Genomic DNA, 18884 nt, shown 5'->3' on the forward strand with positions numbered 1-18884 from the left:
CTTCCCCTCGCCTGCGCGGCCGTGATCGTCATTGCCACAGGCACCCCCGCCTTGTTATACTGAGAATCGTTCTCATTTCTTCTATCCGGTGCCGCGCACCTCCTCCCGAGTAGAAAGTGCCCATGCCGGCCGCCGATTCTCCGCTTCAGCGCGACTTGCTCGCGCTTTACAGTGACCACCACCGCTGGCTGTGCGGCTGGCTGCGCAAGAAGCTCGGCTGTACGCATCGCGCCGCGGATCTGGCCCACGACACCTTCCTGCGCCTGCTTGCCCGCGAAGAAGCCATCGCGATCCAGGAGCCGCGCGCGTTTCTCACCACGGTTGCCCAGCGGGTGCTGGCCAATCACTGGCGGCGCGAGCAAATCGAACGCGCCTACCTCGAAGCGCTGGCGCAGATGCCGCAACCGCTGGCGCCCTCGCCCGAAGAACGCGCCATCCTGCTGGAAACCTTGTTTGAAATCGACCGCTTGCTGGCCGGCCTGCCCACGCCGGTCAAGCGGGCGTTCCTGCTCTCGCAGCTCGACGGGCTTGGCCAGGCCGAGATCGCCACGCAACTCGGTATCTCCGTGACTACCGTGAAACGCTACCTCGTTCGTGCCGGCACGCAGTGCTATTTCGCGCTGCCGGTGGATTGACACCATGCCGCTAAGCACATCCGCAGGAATTCCCCCCGAGGTCGCCACGCGCGCGGTCGAATGGCTGCTCGCGCTGCAAGCCGAGGATGCCACCGGCGCCACGCGGCTTGCCTGGCAGCAGTGGCTGAAAGCCCACCCCGATCACGCCCGCGCCTGGCAACGCATTGAAGCGGTCAATGGCCGGCTGCGCGCGCTCTCGTCGCCGGTGGCCTCGGCCGTGGCCCACGCCACGCTGGCACCGCCGCGCTCGCCGCGGCGCCGCGACGCCGTCAAGACCCTGGCGCTGCTGCTGTTTGCCGGCGGTGGCGCGTGGATGGTGCAAGAGCGCACACCGTGGCGGGAATGGGTGGCGGACGAGCGCACGCGCGTGGGCGAGCGGCGCACCGTCACGCTGGCAGACGGCACCGTGGTCTCGCTGAATACCGATAGCGCCTTCAACGTGCGTTTTTCAGGTGCCGAGCGCCGTGTGCGGCTGCTTGCCGGCGAGATCATGGTGATTACCGGTAACGACGGCGGCACGGGGGCGCGCCCCTTCACCGTCGAGACCGCGCACGGAGAACTGCAACCGCTCGGCACGCGCTTCACGGTGCGGCTGCAGCCCGACGCCAGCCGGGTCGCCGTATTCGAAGGCGCGGTGGCCATCCGCCCGCGCGACGGGCATGGCCTGGCACGCACGCTGCAGGCCGGCGAGCAGGCGCGCTTTACCGGCACGGCAATCGGCGAGTCCGAGCGGGCCAACGACACCGACACCGCCTGGGTCGACAACATGCTCGTGGCCAGCGGCATGCGCCTGGACCGGTTCCTGGCCGAGCTCGGCCGGCATCGTCCGGGGCTCCTGCACTGCGATCCAGCAATCGCCGGCCTGCGCGTTTCCGGCACGTACCCGCTGGCGGAGACCGACCGCGTCCTCGATATGTTGCGCACCACGCTGCCGGTGGAAATCCACTTCATGACACGCTACTGCGCAACCGTGCGGCCTGCGCGCTCTTAGGCGGGCTCATAGGCGCGCCCCTGGATTTACCCCTTTCATCTCTTTTCACGAAAAAAACTGCCGGAAGTGGTCTGTTTTCGATTCTCGCGTGACATAGGAGGTAAGCGCACCACATCTCCCATCCTCCACCGAGCCATCGAATATGGAACCTCATCAAAACGCCGACGCCTTCGGCTGCCTCAAGCGACATCCGCTAGCGTCCGCCATCGGGCATGCCGCGGTGGCCATGGGCCTCACCACGGCCAGCCTGCTGCCCGGCATGGCGCGGGCGGCAGACGCGCCGGCAGCGCCGGCGCCGGCGACCGCCAGGGCCTACGACATCCCGGGCGGCCCGCTGGAGGGCGCGCTCAACCGCCTGGGCCGCGAAGCCGGCATCCTGCTCTCTTTCCCCACGGAAACCACGGCTGGCCTGCAAAGCAAGGGCTTGCACGGCCGTTATGACGTGCCGGACGCGCTGGCCCGACTGCTGCAAGGCACGGGCCTGGCCGCCGTGGCGCAGGCCAACGGCGGCTATGCGCTGGTCAGGCGCATCGAGTCCTCGGCAGCGGTACTTGGCGCGAGCGGCAACGAGGCCGCCCTGCCGCCGGTCACCGTGCGCGCCGATGCCGCCCGTGAAGACAGCTACCGTGCCCCGCCCACGGCATCCGTGATGCGTTCGGACACGCCCCTGCTCGACACGCCGCAGGTGGTGAACGTGGTGCCGGCCCAGGCGCTGCGCGATCAGCGTCCCCGCAACCTGGACGACGCGCTCGGCAATATCAGCGGCATCACCCAGGGCAATACGCTGGCCGGCACGCAGGACACCATCATGAAGCGCGGCTTTGGCGGCAATCGCGATGGCTCGGTGATGCACAACGGCATGCCCCTGATACAGGGCCGCGGGCTCAACGCGGCGGCCGACAGCGTGGAGGTGCTCAAGGGCCCGTCCTCGCTGCTGTACGGCATCATGGATCCGGGCGGCGTGATCAACATCGTCAGCAAGCGACCCATGCTTGAGCAATACAACGCCATCTCCGTGCTCGGCTCCACCTATGGCCACGGCAAGAACGGCGCGGGCGCCACGCTGGATTCCACCGGCCCCATCGGCACCTCCGGCCTGGCTTATCGCCTGGTGGTGGACCAGGTCGACGAGCAATACTGGCGCAACTTCGGCGAGCATCGCGAGACGCTGGTAGCGCCGTCGCTGGCCTGGTACGGCAAGGACACGCAGGTAGTCCTGTCCTACGAATACAGGAAGTTTCTCTATCCGTTCGATCGCGGCACGGCCATCGACCCGAAGACCAACGAGCCGCTGGCCATCCCCAGCCGGCGCCGGCTGGATGAGCCGTTCAACAGCATGGACGGGCAATCGCACTTGGTGCAGCTGGCGGTCGATCATCAGATCAATGCCGACTGGAAGGGACACTTCGGCTACAGCTACAACCGCGAGAGCTACGACGCCAACCAGTTGCGCGTGTTCGGGGTCAACTCCACCACCGGCGTGCTGTCGCGCAGCAATGACGCCACCCATGGCGCCTTGAGCACGGACAGCTACGGCATTGCCTATGTGGATGGCCGCTTCAATGTGGCCGGGCTGCGCAACGACCTGCAGGTTGGCGTCGACAGCGAGTACCGCAGGATCTACCGGGCGGACCTGCTGCGCCAGAACACCACCCGCACCTTCAACTACCTGAACCCGGTCTACGGGCTGGAGTCGCCATCCAGCACGGTCTCGGCGAGCGACAGCGACCAGACGGACACGCTGCACGACACCTCGTTGTTCTTCCAGGACAGCCTGCACCTGAGCGAGAAATGGATCCTGGTGGGCGGCGCCCGCTTCCTGTCGTACAGCCAGGTGGCCGGGCGCGGCCGGCCGTTCAACGTCAACACTGACATCAACGGCAACAAATGGCTGCCGCGCGCCGGCCTGGTCTACAAATGGACCGAGGCCGTGTCGCTGTATGGCAGCTACACCCAGTCGCTCAAGCCAACCTCGACCATCGCGCCGCTTAGCTCCGGCGTGGTGATCGACTCGGGCGTGCTGCCGGAACAAGCCACGTCCTGGGAGCTGGGCACCAAGCTGGACCTGCCGGGCAGCATGACGGGCTCGCTGGCGTTCTTCAACATCGACAAGAAGAACGTGCTGGTCTCCCAATACAACGACGTGACCCGGCAGACCGACTGGCGCACCTCCGGCCGCGCGCGCTCGCGCGGGATCGAGATGGACGTGGCCGGCCAGATCGGCGAGCGCTGGAACCTGATCGGCAGCTACGCCTATATCGACGCCAAGACCACCGAGGATCCCTTGTACGCGGGCAATCGGCTGTGGAACGTGGCGCAGCACACGGCGTCGCTGTCGGCCGTCTACGACTTCGGCCAGATCTTCGGCGGCGACAAGCTGCGCCTGGGCGCGGGCGCGCACTATGTGGGCAACCGCCCGGGCGATTCGGCCAACAGCTTCACGCTGCCCGCCTACACCGTGGCGGACGCCTTTGCCACCTACGAGACCAAGGTCGGGCAGCGCAAGCTCAGGTTCCAGCTCAACGTGAAGAATCTGTTCAACCGGACCTACTACCCGTCCAGCGTCAACAAGTACTTCGTATCGGTGGGCGACGCGCGTCAGGTCACGCTCCTTTCCACCTTTGAATTCTGAGATAGCGCCACGGATTACCCGATAAGGAATGCAGACACCATGAAGACTGAAGACCCCCACCCCGCCACCTTCGCTGGCGCCCTGGCCAGAACGCTGCGCGCGGCGATCGCCGGCGTGCTGATGGCCGCCTGCGGCGCCGGCATGTCCGCCCACGCCGCGCAAGCCAACGGGCAAGGCAAGAGGATCGCGCTGATCGTGCAGACCGATGGGCCCAACGTGGCTGTCGACCAGAAGATCAAATCGCACCTGGAAGCACGCGGCTACGCGGTCAGCCTCGTCGAGCAGGATCAATCGCCTGAAGCAGTGCGCGACGCGGATCTCGTCGTCATGTCGTCCACCGTCTCGGCCAAGCGCGTCGCGCCCGGATGGCGCCAGTTGCCCAAGCCGCTGCTGACCTGGGAGAACGACTTGCTGGACGACCTGGCCATGACCGGCAAGCGCCACGACGTGGACTTTGGCGAGGCGGCGAAGGAGCGCTATGTGTGGCTGGTCAATGCGCCGCATCCCATTGCCGCGGGCCTGCCGGCCGGGGCGATCAACGTCTACGACCGCCAGGCCGGCATGAGCTGGGGCAAGCCCGGCCTGGGCGCCAGCATCATCGCCACCCTGTACGGCCAGCCTGAGAAAGCGGCCATCTTCGCCTACGAAAAGGGCGCGACGATGGATTATGAATCGCTTGCCCCGGCACGCCGCGTCATGTTCTTCCTCGACAACGATACGTTCACCAACCTTGCGGCGCCAGGGCGGCAGCTCTTCGACGCGGCGGTGGATTGGGCAGTGGGCTTGCGGTAGGACACCGACAAAGGGGGGCTTCCTCCTCGCTTTAATTTCCAAAGCATGTACTTGTGTAATTGATGGCAGCGCCTTATTATCCAAGAATTAATTTGGATAATAAGGCAATGACAGCCAGCCTGTCGCCCCCTATCAATGTCTCCTGACCAAGCCGCTATCGGCACCTGGCTCGACCTGCTGCGCGCAAAGAACGGGCGGCTCGCCCTGGCCCTGACCGGCGGCGTGGCGCTCCACGCTATCAACGTTCACATTGTCACCACCGTGCTGCCATCGGTGGTGCACGACATCGGCGGCCTCGACTGGTACGCCTGGAACACCACCCTCTTCGTCGTAGCCTCCATCGTCGGCGCGGCATTGTCCGTGCGCCTGCTGGCCGCGCTGGGTCCGCATGGAGCGTCCATCGCCGCGCTGGCGGTGTTCGCGCTGGGCTCGGCTGGCTGCGCCCTCGCGGCGTCCATGCCCTGGATGCTGGCCAGCCGCGGCGTGCAAGGCCTGGGCGGCGGCACGCTGGCGGCGCTGAGCTATGCGCTGATCCGCGTCGTGTTTGCCCCACCGCTGTGGCCGCGCGCCGTGGCGCTGGTCTCAGGCATGTGGGGTGTAGCCACGCTGTGCGGGCCGGCCGTCGGCGGGTTGTTCGCGCAGGTCGGGCATTGGCGCTGGGCGTTCTGGGCGCTGCTGCCGGTGTCCTTGCTGCAGGGCATGCTGGTGGCCGTGCAGTTGCGGCCCAAAGGCAAGCCGGCTGCGTCGGCCGCCGCGCCGAGCATTCCTGCTGTGCAGATCGCCTTGCTGGCGGCTTCCGTGCTGGCCGTGGCCGCGGGCAGCCTGTCGGACGAGATGGCCTGGCAGGCCGCCGGCATGGTGGCAGGGTTGGCGCTGGGCGCAATGGCCATTGCGAGGGACCGGCGCGCGCCAGTGCGCTTGCTGCCTACCGGTGGCACCGAGCCCGGCACGCCGCTGGGCGCCGTCTACGCCAGCGTGGCCTTGCTGCTGGTCGGCACCACCACCGAAGTCTTCGTGCCGTATTTCCTGCAAACCTTGCATGGCCACACACCGCTGGCCGCGGGATACCTCACGGCGGCCATGGCGGGTGGCTGGAGCCTGGGCTCGCTGCTCTCCTCCGGCCAGGACGGCGCCCGCGCGGCGCGCCTGCTGCGCGTGGGGCCGGTGCTGTGCGCGGCTAGCTTGCTCGCTCTGGCGCTGGTCGTGCCTGCGGGCGCAAGCCTCGCGCCGGCGGTGCGCACGCTGCTATGCGGGCTGGCACTGGCCGGCGCGGGTGCCGGCGTGGGCATCGGCTGGCCGCACCTGCTGACACACGTGTTGACGCTGGCGCCCCGCGGCGAGGAAGGCATGGCCTCGGCCGCGATCACTACGGTCCAGCTCTACGGCATGGCGATCGGCGCGGCGGTCGCCGGGCTGGTAGCCAATGCGGCCGGGCTCATCACGCCGGGCGGCACGGCGGGCGCGCAGTCCGCCGCTGCCTGGCTGTTTGCCAGCTTTGCCCTGGCACCCACGCTGGCAGCGCTGGCGGCGCACCGGATCACCAGCATGGCGCGATAGCCGGACGGGGCAACGCATGACGCTCGCCCCTCGCATCGGCAACGCCATCAGCATGCACGCAGCCATCGTGCCGTGGCCAGAGGGGCACCTCGGTGGCCTGCGTGTGCCTCAGGCCTGAGGCCCGCCCTCGCGCTTCAGCGCCATCGCCAGCACACGAGCCACGTGCATGGCATCGGTGTGGGCACCGTCCAGGATCTGGTGGCGGCAACTGGTGCCGTCGGCCACCACGATGGCATTAGCGGCGCGCTGGCGCACGGCCGGCAGCAGAGACAATTCGGCCATCGCCTTGGACGCCTCGTAGTGCTCGGCCTCGTAGCCAAAGCTGCCGGCCATGCCGCAGCAGGACGATTCCACCGCAGAGACCTTCAGGCCGGGGATCCAGCCAAGCACGGTCTGCACCGGCGTGAAGGCGTCGAATGCCTTTTGGTGGCAGTGGCCATGCACCACGGCCTCGCTCGTCTGCAGCGCATCGAGGTCCAGCGCGAGGCGGTCGGCTTTTTTCTCACGCACCAGGAACTCCTCGAACAGGAAGGCCTGCGCGGCCAGCTTCCTGGCCTCGTCGCCATAGCCATAGTTGAGGAACTCATCGCGCAAGGACAGCAGGCACGAAGGCTCCAGCCCGACGATCGGGATGTCGCGGTCCACATAGGGCTTGACCGCATCCAGCAAGCGCCGCGCCTCCTCCTTGGCCTGGTCCACCAGCCCCGCCGCGAGGAAGGTGCGGCCGCAGCACAAGGGGCGCTCGCCCTCGCGGCGGTTGAAATGCACCGTGTACCCCGCTGCCTCCAGCACCTGTTGCGCCGCCCGCGCGTTCTCTGGCTCCATGTAGTTGCTGAAGGTGTCGACGAAGAGCATGACTTCGCGGCCCGGCGTGCCTTGGTGCTTCGCCTTGGCCTTCGACAGGAACGAGGCCTTGAAGCGTGGCAACGAGCGCTGCGGTGCAAATCCCAGCGCCCGCTTCACCACGCCGGAGATACCGGGAATGCTGTCGGCCAGCGCGAGCAGCGCCGGGAAGCGGCTGGCCAGCGGCGCATAGCGCGGCATGAAGGCCACCATGCGTTCGCGCAGGGTGATGCCGTGCCGCCGGGTCCAGGCGTGGCGCGCCTCGATCTTGAACCTGGCCATGTCCACGCCCGTCGGGCAATCGCGCTTGCAGCCTTTGCAGGAGACGCACAGGTCCAGCGCTTCCTTGACTTCCACGCTGGCGAGCCCGTCGTCGCCCAGCTGGCCTGACACCGCCAGCCGCAGCGTATTGGCACGGCCGCGCGTGACGTGCTGCTCGTCCTTGGTCACGCGATAGCTCGGGCACATGGTGCCCGCGTCGAACTTGCGGCAGTGGCCGTTGTTGTTGCACATCTCTACCGCCGCGGCCAGGCCGCCGGCACGGTCGGTGCCAGTGCCGGGCGCCGTTTCCTCGCCGCTCAACGGGTTGCGGCTGACATTCCACGCGGACCAGTCGAGCGCCGGCGTGAGCGGCAAGGCGGCATAGCCCGGCGCGAAGCGGAAGTTCTCGCGTGCGTCCATCTTCGGCGGCCGTACGATCTTGTCCGGGTTGAAGCGGTTGTCCGGATCGAACAACGCCTTGATCTCGCCGAAAGCGGCGTTGATGCGCGGGCCGTACTGCCAGGCCACCCACTCGCCGCGGCACAGGCCGTCGCCGTGTTCGCCGGAATACGCACCCTTGTATTCACGCACCAGCTCCGCCGCTTCCTCGGCAATCTCGCGCATGCGCACCGCGCCGTCGCGCCGCATGTCCAGGATCGGGCGCACATGCAGCGTGCCCACGCTGGCATGGGCGTACCAGGTGCCTTCGGTCTCGTGCTTGTGGAACACGGCGGTGAGCCGGCGCGTGTACTCGGCCAGGTGCTCCAGCGGCACGGCGCAATCCTCGATGAAGGAGACCGGCTTGCCGTCACCCTTCATGCTCATCATGATATTGAGACCGGCCTTGCGCACATCCCACAGCGCCTTCTGGGATTTGGCGTCGGGCATCTTGACCACGGATCCCGGCAGGCCCAGATCGCTCATCAGCCTCGCCAGATCGTCCAGTTGTGCCAGCAGCGCGCTGTGCTCCTCCCCCGCGAACTCGACCAGCAGGATAGCCTGCGGCTCGCCCGACAAGGCGCTCTCGATGACGGGGCGAAACGCCGGGTTCTCCATCGACAGGTCGATCATGGTGCGATCCACCAGTTCCACCGCAACCGGCTTGAGCTTGACGATATGCTGCGTCATGTCCATGGCCTGGTAGAACGTGGGGAAGTTCACCACGCCCAACACCTTGTGCCGCGGCAGCGCAGACAGCTTCAGCGTGACCTGGCGGCTATAGGCCAGCGTGCCTTCGGAGCCCACCAGGATATGCGAGAGATTGGCGTAGCCGTCGTCGGTGTAGGCGCGCGGGTTCTGGCATTCGAACAGGTCGATGTTGTAGCCGGCCACACGGCGCAGCACCTTCGGCATGCGCTCGGCAATCTCGCCCTGCTCGCGCGTGGCGATGCGTTGCAAGCCCTTCAGGATGCCGTCCACGCGCGCATCGGCCACGGGTGCCTTCAGCGAGCCGAAATGGCATTGGCTGCCGTCGGCCAGCACCGCATCGATGCCCAGCACGTTGTGCACCATGTTGCCGTACTCGATGGAGCGCGAGCCGCATGAGTTATTGCCGGCCATGCCGCCGATGGTGCATTGCGCGCCCGTCGATACGTCCACCGGAAACCACAGGCCATGCGGCTTCAGCCAGGCGTTGAGGTGATCCAGCACGATGCCGGGCTCGACCGTGACGGTCGCGGCCACGGGATCGAAATCCACCACATTGTTCAGCCACTTGCTGTTGTCGATCACAAGCGCCTCGCCAACCGTCTGGCCGCACTGGCTGGTGCCAGCGCCGCGCGCCAGCACCGGGGCCTTTTCGTCGCGGGCGATCTCCAGCGCCAGCAACAGGTCCGCCTGGTCGCGCGGCACCACCACGCCGATAGGCGTGATCTGGTAGATAGAGGCATCGGTGGCGTAGCGGCCCCGGTTGGCGCGATCGAAGAACATGTCGCCGCGCAGTTCCTTGCGCAAGCGGGCCGACAGTGGCGACAGGGCCGGGCCGGCGCGGCCTTGCGACGGCACAAGATGGATCGGCTTGACGAGCAAAGGGGAGGAGGAATGATTCATGGCTTTCTACCAGGGCTTGTGTGGCGCGGTGCCGTGCCGGCGCGACTTGTCATGCGAGTTGTCATGCGAGGATCAATTCAACCGGCGGCAGGCCGGCGATCCGGCCCAGCGCCACGCCCGCCTGGGCGGGAAAATGCATGCCCGTGTAGGACCCGGTGGTCACCAGCGTGCCGTGCCCCAGCGTCATGCCGCGCATGGTGCAGTGGTTGACGATCCACGGGTTTTCGGGTCGGTTGGCATGTCTGCGTGGCTCAGGCGTGCAACGGCTTCGAGGCGGCCGCGGGCTCGGTTTCGAACTTGCTCTCGGGCTGCATGCGCAAGGCCAGCACCACGCCGATGCCCATCAGCACCATGCTGCCGATAAAGGGCAGCTCCCAGCTGCCGAAGCGGTCGATCAGGTAGCCCGAGAGCACCGGCGAGATGATCGCGGCCAGCGCGGAGCCGGAATTCATCATCCCGCTGGCGGTACCAGAATGCTCCGGCGCGATATCCATGGGGATCGCCCACATCGGCCCGATGGTCATCTCGGAGAAGAAGAAACCGGCGGCCAGGCAAGCCATCGAGACGTAGAGCTGGTGGGTAAACAACATAGGGATCAGCGACAGCATCGTCAGCAGCATGCAGACCGCCACCATCCAGCTGCGGGCGCGCTTCAGGCTACCGGTACGCTCAAAGAGCTTGTCGGTGACGATGCCGCCGAGCGTGTCGCCGAGCACGCCAGCGAAGAACACGGCGGAGGCGAAGATGGCGGACTTCTTCAGGTCCAGGTCGTAGCTATGCAGGAAGTACTGGGGAATCCAGCTCAGGAACAGCCACAGGGTCCAGGCGTAGCAGAAGTAGACGATGGTGACCGGCGCCATGCGCTTGAACAGGCGGCGCCAGGGCACGTTGCCAGCCTTCTTCTTGGCGGCGGGCATCGTTTCGAGTTCGTCCGCCGTCATGCGGGGATGATCCTTGGGGTGCTCGGTGAAGGTCACCGCCCACAACGCCACCCAGACCAGGCTGATTACGCCACAGATGTAAAACGATTCGCGCCAGCCGTAGACCGCCATGATGGCGACGACCGCGGCCGGGGCCACCGCGTTGCCTACCCGTGCGCAGGCATGGGTGATGCCCTGCGCGAAGCCGCGCTTTTCCTTGGGCACCCAGCGCGCCATGGCGGCGGTGGCCGCCGGAAACGTAGCGCCCTCGCCCAGGCCCAGCAGCAGGCGCGCGGCGAGCAGGGAAATCAGCCCGCCGGCAAAGCCCGTGAGCAAGGTGGCGATGGCCCAGAGCACGCCGCAGGCCATCAGGGTGCGCTTGGCGCCGAACCGGTCGCTGACCCAGCCGCCGATGATCTGGAACACCAGGTAGGGATAGGCAAAGGCCGAGAACACCAGCCCGATCTCGGTCTTGCTGAGGTTGAACTCCTGGCCAAAGCCGGCCGCGGCCGTGCTCACATTGACGCGGTCCAGGTAGGTGATGAAATACATGATGCATAGCATCCCCAGCACGACGCTGGTTGCGCGCAGGCGTTTCATGGCTTGTCTCCGTTTTTGTTCCTGCCCGCCCGGCGGGTGCCGGGGCCGGGGCAAATTCATCGCGGCCGGCTCTATGGCCGGTTCCCGCTCCTGCGCACAGGCGGCGGTATGGCTGCCTGACCAAAAAAAGGCAGCACGTCTGCCTGGCCTCACCCCAGGGGTGAAGCCATGCCTGCTTGCACTTGTTGTTGCGTTGCGGTGGTTCAGGAAGGCCGCCCGGCCCTCCTGCGCCGGCCTATGCCGCGGCCTTCAGCACCGGGGTATCCGCATGCGAGGCCAGGTACTCCATCGCCGCCACGACGCCGCTGGCGGCCACCGGCACGCCGGCGAGCTTCAGCCCCATCTCGCAGCCGGACAACGTGGCCATCAGCGTGAGGTCGTTGCAGTCGCCGAGATGGCCGATACGGAACATCTTGCCGCGCATCTTGCCCAGCGCCTGTCCCAGCGACATGTCGAAGCGTTCATAGATGCGCTTGCGCACTTCGTCGGCATCCACGCCGTCCGACATCATCACGCCCGTCAGCACCGGGCTGTACACGGCGGCATCCGCGCACTGGATCTCCAGGCCCCACGCCCGCACAGCGCGGCGGGTGGCTTCGGCCAGCCGCTGGTGCCGCGCGAACACGTTGTCCAGGCCCTCCTCCAGGATCATGTCCAGCGCTTCGGACAGGCCGTAGAGCAGATTGGTGTTGGGGGTGTACGGCCAGTAGCCGTTCTTGTTGGCTTCGATGATCTCGTCCCAGCCCCAGAACGCGCGCGGCAACTTTGCCGCCTTGCTGGCCGCGATGGCCTTGGGCGACAGCGCGTTGAAGCTGATCCCCGGCGGCAGCATCAGCCCCTTCTGCGAGCCCGACACCGTCACGTCCACGCCCCATTCGTCGTGGCGGTAGTCCGCCGAGGCCAGGCCGGAGATGGTGTCCACCAGCAGCAGCGCCGGGTGGCCGGCCGCGTCGATGGCGCGGCGCACCGCGGCGATGTTCGAGGTCACGCCGGTCGAGGTCTCGTTGTGCACCACGCACACCGCCTTGATGGCATGCGCACTGTCGGCGCGCAGGCGGGCTTCGATCATGTCGGCCTGCACGCCACGGCGCCAGCCCTCGATGCCCGGCAGCCCCAGGAATTCCGGCTTCAGCCCGAGCGCTTGCGCCATCTTCTGCCACAGCGTGGCGAAGTGACCCGTCTCGAACATCAGCACCGTGTCGCCCGGGCTCAGCGTGTTGGTCAGCGCTGCCTCCCAGGCGCCGGTGCCGGAGGCCGGATAGATGATGACCGGCTGCTCGGTCTTGAAGATCGTCTTGATGTCCGCCAGCACCTTGCGGCCCAGCGCGCCGAATTCCGGGCCGCGATGGTCGATGGTCGGGTAGCTCATCGCACGCAGGATCCGGTCAGGCACGGGGCTCGGGCCGGGGATCTGCAGGAAGTGGCGGCCAGCGGGATGGAAGTCGAGTTTGATCATGGGTTGTGCCTTTTTGTGAATTATGCATTTTGCATTCAAAATACTTTAGCAGACGAAACCCTTCGCATCCAAGCGCTGTTTTGGCCTGAACACTGGGTGTTTACCCCGAAACTGGGCGCCTGCCAAGAGATGCAGTAGAATGCGAAAAACGCAAAGATAAGGACTTTGAATGCAGAATCCATCTGGCGGCGACCTCACGCGCCCTGCAGCGGTCCTCCCCAAGGTCGAGCGCCAACGGCTGCACGACACCGTGGTCGAGCACCTGCGCCGGTTCATCGTGGAAGGCGTGCTGTCCCCGGGCATGAAGCTCAACGAACGCGAGCTGTGCGAAACGCTGGGTATTTCCCGCACGCCGCTGCGCGAGGCGTTCAAGGTGCTGGCGGCGGAAGGCCTGATCGAGATCTCGCCCAACCGGGGCGCCAGCGTCTCGCGCATGACGGAGGCGGAAGTCTGGGAGACGTTCGAGCTGATGAGCGGCCTGGAGGCATTCTCGGGCGAGCTGGCTTGCGAGCGCATCACGCCGGCCGAGCTGGCCGAGATCAAGGCGCTGCATTATTCGATGCTGGCCTGCCGCGTGCAGAACGACCTGCCGGGCTACTACAGCCGCAACCAGGAAATCCACGACCGCATCAACGAGGCGGCGCGCAACGCTACGCTGCGCCAGACCTACCAGGGCATCAACCGCCGCCTGAAGGCGCTGCGCTTTCGCTCCAACCACCAGACGGACAAGTGGGACCGCGCCGTGCACGATCACGAAGACATGATCAAGGCACTGGAGGCACGTGACGGCAAGCTGCTAGGCGCTATCCTCAAACGCCACTTGCTGGAAAAGCGCGACGCCATCATGCAGATCCATCAGGATCCGATCGGCGACCCGCCCACCCCGAACGACTAGACGAGCGCCCGTTTGCCGATAAAACCATGCCCGCGCCCGGGCATGGTGGTCGACGGGTGGTCGACGCGTCAAAGCGCGGTGCGCCTTGATGGTGCCCACGTCCGCATGGCGCTGCGCGACGCGTATCTTCTGCCGCACAAGCTCCTTTTGCCAATGCGATTTGCGAGGGATGCAGCGCAAAAAGGCCTCTTCGCTTGCGGCATGTTTCTTGCGAAGCATGCGGGGGTGCTGCCATGCGCGCACGAGATGCGCACGAGATGCGTACGACGGGAAGGCGCCCATCATCGCGCCACTGCGTAAGGGTGGCAGCGCACTGCGGTGTCAGACGGTCCCCGATTGCCATGCGCGATAGCAGGACCAGAAGAGAGGTATCCGTTATCGGTAAGAACCCCACAGGAGATCGCCATGACAGCCCATAACATCCACGTTTTGCCGCATGGCACCGGCTGGGACGTGATCCAGGAGGGCGCGAGGTATGCCAACTCGCATCACGCGTCCCAGGAAGAAGCCGTGGAGGCGGGTATCCGGGATGCCCAGCGCGAGCAGGTCGAGTTATTGATTCACGGGCTGGACGGACAGATCCGTGCCCGCAACAGCTTTGCGCATGATCCTCGCTCGACGATATAGAGCGGAATGCGGGACCGAGCGATGAAGACTTTTTTACCTGTGTTGCAGGATTCGGTGCAGGGGCACAGCGGGTTTCGCACGGCTCAGCTGGCGCGGTCCACAGGCATATGGTTTGCTTCATGCAAGTAGCTGCCTGGGCTGGTGCCCGACGGCAGCCACTCCCATTGACCGCTTAAAGGACGCCTGAAAGGACGCCTGAACGAAGGAGACCTCCCATGCCCGCAAAATCCAAGGCACAGCAAATGGCCGCCGGCGTTGCGCTCTCTGCAAAGCGTGGCGACAGGAAGGCCAGTACATTGAAAGGCGCTTCCAGATCAATGGTCAAGTCGATGAGCGAAGCCGAGCTGCACGACATGGCCTCCACCAGCCAGAAGGGCAAGCCAGGGCATAAGTCCAAGTCCTGACGCGCCGCCCGCCGCGAGGGCCATGGCAAGCAATGAAGCCACCGCACATCGGTGGCTTCATGCATTCAGGGGCAAATTCAGGGGCTGGCGTTCTACGTGCCGTTCTTGTCGCCCGTGCTGGCCACCGTTGCCGCCTGCGCTGGCACCCCCTGTGCCGGCGCAGGCGGCGCACCGCTGATCTTGGGCACGCACTCGGAGCGGAACCATGCAACGGTGATCGGCTCCCCGGCCATCAAGCGCTTCGCGGTCGGCACAACCTGCTCGCCAATCAGCATCCCAAGCAGCCCGATCAGGGCAATGGCGGGCGGGGCCGGCGAGCGGACCTGCAACAGCGCATAGATGATGCCGACCAGAATCCCCGCGCCGAACGAAACAAGAAACAGCTTCATGTCGCTTCTCCCTGGAAGTAGCCTCTGTTCACGATGGTGGTGCGGGCCGAAGGGTGCCCACTGCCATCAAAACGCCCAGCAGGAGCAACCCGGCGCGCCCCAGAACCCGCGATGATCCGACACCGGCGCACTGGTCTGCCACGCACCCGCGTGCGCATGGCCATGCACGCCGCAGGCGCTCGCGCAGCCGCAGCCGGCCGTCACGGCCAGCGCCTGTGCGCCTGGCGCTCGCCGTGGCTGATAGCCGCCAAAGGCGCGCACCGGCGCCCAGTCCGGCATGGCGGGCGGCAGCGGTGGCGCCAGCTTGCCGAAGTCGCCATCGCCGTACACGACCTTGCCGCCCAGCACGGTCAGCACGGAGGTGATGTCCTGGATCTCGTCGCCCGGCACGGAGAAATAATCGCTCGACAGCACCGCCAGGTCGGCCATCTGCCCGGCCTGGATCTGGCCCTTCTTGCCTTCTTCCGAGGAGAACCACGTATTGGCCTCGGTCCACAGGCGCAGCGCGGCTTCGCGGTCAAGCAGGTTGGCCTGCGGATACAGCGAAAGGCCGCCCAGCGTCTTGCCAGTGACCAGCCAGGACAGCGACACCCAGGGGTTGTACGATGCCACGCGCGTGGCATCGGTGCCGCCGCCGACCTTGACCCCGCGCTCCAGCATGCGCTTGATGGGCGGCGTGCTCTCGGCGGCCTTGGCACCGTAGCGCTCCACGAAGTACTCGCCCTGGTACGCCATGCGGTGTTGCACGGCAATCCCGCCGCCGAGCGCGGCAATGCGGTCGATGTTGCGATCGGTGATGGTCTCGGCGTGGTCGAAGAACCAGTGCAGCCCGTCGAGGGGCACGTCCCTCGCTACTTTTTCGTAGACGTCCAGCGCGCGGGAGATGGTCTCGTCATAGGTGGCGTGCAGCCGCCAGGGCCAGCGGTTTTCCGCCAGCAGCCGGATCACCGGCTCCAGGTCGCTCTCCATCGATGGCGGCATCTCGGGACGCTCGACACGAAAGTCTTCGAAGTCCGCTGCGCTATAGACCAGCATTTCCCCGGCGCCGTTGTGCCGATAGACGTCGTCGCCCTGCCCCGGCCTGACCTTGCCGGCCCAGGTCTTGAAATCGCTGAGCTCGTCCTTGGGCTTTTGCGTGAAGAGGTTGTAGGCCAGCCGGATGGTCAGCAGCCCTTCGGCATGCAGGGACTCGATGATGCTGTAGTCCTCCGGATAATTCTGGAAGCCGCCGCCGGCATCGATCACGCCGGTGACGCCAAGCCGGTTGACCTCGCGCATGAAATGCCGCGTGGAGTTCTTCTGGTATTCGGGCGGCAGCTTGGGGCCCTTGGCCAGCGTCGCGTAGAGAATGGTCGCATTAGGCTTGGCCAGCAGCAGCCCGGTGGGGTTTCCCAGGGCATCGCGCACGATCTCGCCGCCCGGCGGATTCGGCGTGTCCTTGGTGTAGCCCACGGTACGCAGCGCGGCGCCATTGAGGATGGCGCGGTCGTATAGGTGCAGGATGAACACCGGGGTATCCGGCGCGGCCGCGTTCAGCTCGTCGATGGTCGGCAAGCGCTTTTCCGCGAACTGCTGGTCGGTGAACCCGCCCACCACGCGCACCCATTGCGGTGCCGGTGTGCGCGCCACTTGCTCCTTGAGCATGCGCATGGCATCGGCCAGCGAGCGCACGCCATCCCAGCGCAACTCCATGTTGTAGTTCAGCCCACCGCGGATGATGTGCATGTGGCTGTCGATCAGCCCCGGCACGGCGCAGCGGCCATGCAGGTCGATCACCTGGGTGCCGCTGTCCGCCAGCGCCATCACATCCTGCCGCGTGCCCACGGCAATGAACTTGCCAGCACGGATGGCAACGGCGTCGGCCTGCGGGTTGGCGCGATCAAGCGTGGCAAAGCGCCCGTTCATCAGGATCAGTTCGGGCTTGGCGGTAGCATCCATGGTAAGGCTCCGGTCGATGGCAACGACACACGGCGGGGCCGCGGCAAAGCGGCGCCCGCCGGCTCGTGAAAGCGCTGTCTGGCGGCTAGCGCGCGGGCACTGCCGGCAGGGCCTCGTGCTTGTCGCTGGTACGTTGCTCGGCCTTGTGCACCATCGTGTAGGCGTAGTCCACGCCCATGCCATAAGCGCCGGAATGCTCCTTGACCAGTTTCATCACGGCGTCATAGGTGTCACGGTGCGCCCAGTCGCGTTGCCATTCGAGCAGGACCTGCTGCCAGGTCACGGGGACGACGCCGGCCTGGATCATGCGCTGCATGGCGTAGTCGTGCGCTTCCTTCGTAGTGCCGCCCGAGGCGTCGGCCACCATGTAGATTTCGTAGTTGCCCTCCGCCATCGCGCATAGCGCAAAGCTGTTGTTGCACACCTCGGTCCACAAGCCGGAGACGACAACCTTCTTGCGCCCGTTCGCCGCTAGCGCGTCGCGCACCTTCTGGTCATCCCAGGAGTTCATCGATGTGCGTTCAAGCAGCTTCTTGCCAGGAAATACATCGAGCAATTCCGGATAGGTGAACCCCGAAAAGCTCTCGGACTCCACGGTAGTGATCGTGGTGGGAATATTGAAGATCTTAGCGGCCTTGGCCAATCCGACCGTATTGTTCTTCAGGGCCTGCCGGTCCATGGATTGCACGCCGAAGGCCATTTGCGGCTGGTGATCGATGAAAATCAACTGACAGTTCTGCGGCGTCAATACCTCGAGCTTCGGGTTTGTCATGGTGGTTCTCCGATACGGACGTACGAATGGATTGAGGATGGGTGAGTCCCTCGCGTGGGATTCGCGTCGCGGGCGCGGCGCCCGCGCGCGGGCCCATGAAACGATGTGAAGCGCGCCCCGTGCTTTGAGCCTTACCAATATAGGAACTCTTTTCAAACCGGCCAGGCTTTTTCTTATGCGGCAGCGCGCACATTTTTCTTCGCCTTCAGCTCCGGCATGGAGTGGCGCGCTTCAATGATTTTTGTGATCCGGCCCTGTCGGGAATCGCCGTTGGCGACCATACTCTTCTAGCCTGGCGCATCGGGCGGAGCCATCCGCACGCGCCAATCGGGAGAAACGCCATGGAACGCCTGGCCGGAAAAGTCGCCATCATCACAGGTGCCAGCGGCGGCATCGGATTCGCTACGGCGAAGCTGTTTGCCGCCCAGGGCGCCAAGGTCGTCATCGGGGCGCGGCGCCAGGATGAGCTGGACCAACTGGCCGCGCAGATCCGCGCGGCCGGCGGCGAAGCCGTCGCGCTGGCTGGCGATGTGCGCGCGGAGGACTATGCCAAGGCGCTGGTCGCGCTGGCGGTCGAGCGCTACGGGAGGCTGGATGTCGCGTTCAACAACGCGGGCACGCTAGGAGAATCCGGCCCCAGCACAGGTGTCTCCGAAGCGGGCTGGAACGACGCCATCGCCATCAACCTGACGGGCGCCTTCCTGGGGGCCAAGCACCAGATCGCGCAAATGCTCAAGAACGGCGGTGGCTCGGTGATCTTCACCTCGACGTTCGTCGGCTACAGCTTTGCGTTCCCCGGCGTGGCAGCGTATGCGGCGAGCAAAGCGGGCCTGATCGGCCTGACCCAGGCGCTGGCCGCCGAGTTCGGGCCGCAAGGGGTGCGTGTCAATGCGATACTGCCGGGGGCGGTGGACACCGACATGTACCGCAGCATGAACAGCACGGCGGAGTCCCAGTCCTTTATCACCAACCTCCACGCCCTCAAGCGCGTGGCCAGCGCGGACGAACTGGCCCGTTCGGTGCTGTACCTGGCATCTGACGATTCAGCCTTCGTGACCGGTACAGCATCCCTGGTGGATGGTGGTGCATCGATCACCCGTACCTGAGCAAAGGCTCGAAAGCC

At 66.0% G+C, this 18884-nt stretch carries 16 protein-coding genes; 9 read left to right on the top strand and 7 right to left on the bottom strand.

Annotated elements, in window-relative coordinates; genetic code table 11:
- The first annotated feature begins 122 nt into the window (after nt 1-122).
- The 5 genes from ACYP5B_RS10590 (at nt 123) to ACYP5B_RS10610 (ending at nt 6607) form a co-directional block, all read left to right on the top strand.
- Nucleotides 123-635: a sigma-70 family RNA polymerase sigma factor gene (locus ACYP5B_RS10590; RefSeq protein WP_400092103.1), complete on the top strand. Its 513-nt coding sequence runs from the start codon at nt 123-125 to the stop codon at nt 633-635.
- Nucleotides 636-639: 4 nt separating this feature from the next.
- Entirely contained in the window at nt 640-1626 is a 987-nt protein-coding gene (locus ACYP5B_RS10595; RefSeq protein WP_459569555.1) for a FecR domain-containing protein, read from the top strand.
- 259 nt (nt 1627-1885) lie between these two features.
- On the top strand, nt 1886-4258 hold the full coding sequence (locus tag ACYP5B_RS10600) for a TonB-dependent siderophore receptor (protein ID WP_459569604.1): 2373 nt from the start codon (nt 1886-1888) through the stop codon (nt 4256-4258).
- Between the two features lie 39 nt (nt 4259-4297).
- Nucleotides 4298-5050, top strand: a complete 753-nt coding sequence (locus ACYP5B_RS10605; protein ID WP_400092110.1) for a hypothetical protein — start codon at nt 4298-4300, stop codon at nt 5048-5050.
- 135 nt (nt 5051-5185) lie between these two features.
- A complete protein-coding gene (locus ACYP5B_RS10610; protein WP_459569556.1) occupies nt 5186-6607 on the top strand; it encodes an MFS transporter in 1422 nt (473 codons plus the stop codon).
- A 108-nt stretch (nt 6608-6715) separates the two neighbouring features.
- Here ACYP5B_RS10610 and ACYP5B_RS10615 read toward each other — a convergent pair whose 3' ends face one another.
- The 4 genes from ACYP5B_RS10615 to ACYP5B_RS10630 all read right to left on the bottom strand — a co-directional run bounded on the left by ACYP5B_RS10615 (nt 6716) and on the right by ACYP5B_RS10630 (nt 12736).
- On the bottom strand, nt 6716-9760 hold the full coding sequence (locus ACYP5B_RS10615; protein ID WP_459569557.1) for an FAD-binding and (Fe-S)-binding domain-containing protein: 3045 nt from the start codon (nt 9758-9760) through the stop codon (nt 6716-6718).
- 61 nt (nt 9761-9821) lie between these two features.
- Nucleotides 9822-9947 carry a hypothetical protein gene (locus ACYP5B_RS10620; RefSeq protein WP_318235360.1) on the bottom strand — a complete coding sequence of 42 codons (126 nt, stop codon included), beginning with the start codon at nt 9945-9947 and terminating at the stop codon, nt 9822-9824.
- 64 nt (nt 9948-10011) lie between these two features.
- Nucleotides 10012-11280, bottom strand: coding sequence for an MFS transporter (locus tag ACYP5B_RS10625; RefSeq protein ID WP_459569558.1), 1269 nt, complete (start codon nt 11278-11280; stop codon nt 10012-10014).
- A 235-nt stretch (nt 11281-11515) separates the two neighbouring features.
- Entirely contained in the window at nt 11516-12736 is a 1221-nt protein-coding gene (locus tag ACYP5B_RS10630) for a pyridoxal-phosphate-dependent aminotransferase family protein (RefSeq protein WP_459569559.1), read from the bottom strand.
- 169 nt (nt 12737-12905) lie between these two features.
- Here ACYP5B_RS10630 and ACYP5B_RS10635 point away from each other — a divergent pair, with 169 nt between their 5' ends.
- The 3 genes from ACYP5B_RS10635 (at nt 12906) to ACYP5B_RS10645 (ending at nt 14662) form a co-directional block, all read left to right on the top strand.
- Nucleotides 12906-13631, top strand: coding sequence for a GntR family transcriptional regulator (locus ACYP5B_RS10635; protein WP_318235357.1), 726 nt, complete (start codon nt 12906-12908; stop codon nt 13629-13631).
- A 405-nt stretch (nt 13632-14036) separates the two neighbouring features.
- Nucleotides 14037-14258 (top strand): DUF2188 domain-containing protein, encoded by a 222-nt coding sequence (locus ACYP5B_RS10640; protein WP_459569560.1) that lies wholly within the window; start codon nt 14037-14039, stop codon nt 14256-14258.
- Between the two features lie 215 nt (nt 14259-14473).
- Nucleotides 14474-14662 carry a DUF3008 family protein gene (locus tag ACYP5B_RS10645; RefSeq protein ID WP_318235355.1) on the top strand — a complete coding sequence of 63 codons (189 nt, stop codon included), beginning with the start codon at nt 14474-14476 and terminating at the stop codon, nt 14660-14662.
- A 92-nt stretch (nt 14663-14754) separates the two neighbouring features.
- Here ACYP5B_RS10645 and ACYP5B_RS10650 read toward each other — a convergent pair whose 3' ends face one another.
- The 3 genes from ACYP5B_RS10650 to ACYP5B_RS10660 form a co-directional block, all read right to left on the bottom strand.
- A complete protein-coding gene (locus tag ACYP5B_RS10650) occupies nt 14755-15051 on the bottom strand; it encodes a XapX domain-containing protein (protein WP_459569561.1) in 297 nt (98 codons plus the stop codon).
- A 66-nt stretch (nt 15052-15117) separates the two neighbouring features.
- Complete coding sequence (locus ACYP5B_RS10655) at nt 15118-16989, bottom strand: amidohydrolase (protein WP_459569562.1); 1872 nt, start codon at nt 16987-16989, stop codon at nt 15118-15120.
- An 85-nt stretch (nt 16990-17074) separates the two neighbouring features.
- On the bottom strand, nt 17075-17761 hold the full coding sequence (locus tag ACYP5B_RS10660; protein ID WP_459569563.1) for a hydrolase: 687 nt from the start codon (nt 17759-17761) through the stop codon (nt 17075-17077).
- 341 nt (nt 17762-18102) lie between these two features.
- On the opposite strand from ACYP5B_RS10660, the gene ACYP5B_RS10665 reads away from it, so the two are divergent.
- Nucleotides 18103-18867: an SDR family oxidoreductase gene (locus ACYP5B_RS10665; RefSeq protein ID WP_318235351.1), complete on the top strand. Its 765-nt coding sequence runs from the start codon at nt 18103-18105 to the stop codon at nt 18865-18867.
- Nucleotides 18868-18884 lie beyond the last annotated feature (17 nt).

Source organism: Cupriavidus sp. 8B (genome assembly GCF_054589115.1).

Excerpts from the sequence above, each read along its gene's own strand:
- ACYP5B_RS10625 (WP_459569558.1), bottom strand. The coding sequence starts at position 11,280 with ATGAAACGCCTGCGCGCAACCAGCGTCGTGCTGGGGATGCTATGCATC.
- ACYP5B_RS10615 (WP_459569557.1), bottom strand. The coding sequence starts at position 9,760 with ATGAATCATTCCTCCTCCCCTTTGCTCGTCAAGCCGATCCATCTTGTG.
- ACYP5B_RS10595 (WP_459569555.1), top strand. The coding sequence starts at position 640 with ATGCCGCTAAGCACATCCGCAGGAATTCCCCCCGAGGTCGCCACGCGC.
- ACYP5B_RS10635 (WP_318235357.1), top strand. The coding sequence starts at position 12,906 with ATGCAGAATCCATCTGGCGGCGACCTCACGCGCCCTGCAGCGGTCCTC.
- ACYP5B_RS10610 (WP_459569556.1), top strand. The coding sequence starts at position 5,186 with ATGTCTCCTGACCAAGCCGCTATCGGCACCTGGCTCGACCTGCTGCGC.
- ACYP5B_RS10640 (WP_459569560.1), top strand. The coding sequence starts at position 14,037 with ATGACAGCCCATAACATCCACGTTTTGCCGCATGGCACCGGCTGGGAC.
- ACYP5B_RS10645 (WP_318235355.1), top strand. The coding sequence starts at position 14,474 with ATGCCCGCAAAATCCAAGGCACAGCAAATGGCCGCCGGCGTTGCGCTC.
- ACYP5B_RS10665 (WP_318235351.1), top strand. The coding sequence starts at position 18,103 with ATGGAACGCCTGGCCGGAAAAGTCGCCATCATCACAGGTGCCAGCGGC.
- ACYP5B_RS10660 (WP_459569563.1), bottom strand. The coding sequence starts at position 17,761 with ATGACAAACCCGAAGCTCGAGGTATTGACGCCGCAGAACTGTCAGTTG.
- ACYP5B_RS10650 (WP_459569561.1), bottom strand. The coding sequence starts at position 15,051 with ATGAAGCTGTTTCTTGTTTCGTTCGGCGCGGGGATTCTGGTCGGCATC.
- ACYP5B_RS10630 (WP_459569559.1), bottom strand. The coding sequence starts at position 12,736 with ATGATCAAACTCGACTTCCATCCCGCTGGCCGCCACTTCCTGCAGATC.
- ACYP5B_RS10620 (WP_318235360.1), bottom strand. The coding sequence starts at position 9,947 with ATGACGCTGGGGCACGGCACGCTGGTGACCACCGGGTCCTACACGGGC.
- ACYP5B_RS10655 (WP_459569562.1), bottom strand. The coding sequence starts at position 16,989 with ATGGATGCTACCGCCAAGCCCGAACTGATCCTGATGAACGGGCGCTTT.
- ACYP5B_RS10590 (WP_400092103.1), top strand. The coding sequence starts at position 123 with ATGCCGGCCGCCGATTCTCCGCTTCAGCGCGACTTGCTCGCGCTTTAC.
- ACYP5B_RS10600 (WP_459569604.1), top strand. The coding sequence starts at position 1,886 with ATGGCGCGGGCGGCAGACGCGCCGGCAGCGCCGGCGCCGGCGACCGCC.
- ACYP5B_RS10605 (WP_400092110.1), top strand. The coding sequence starts at position 4,298 with ATGAAGACTGAAGACCCCCACCCCGCCACCTTCGCTGGCGCCCTGGCC.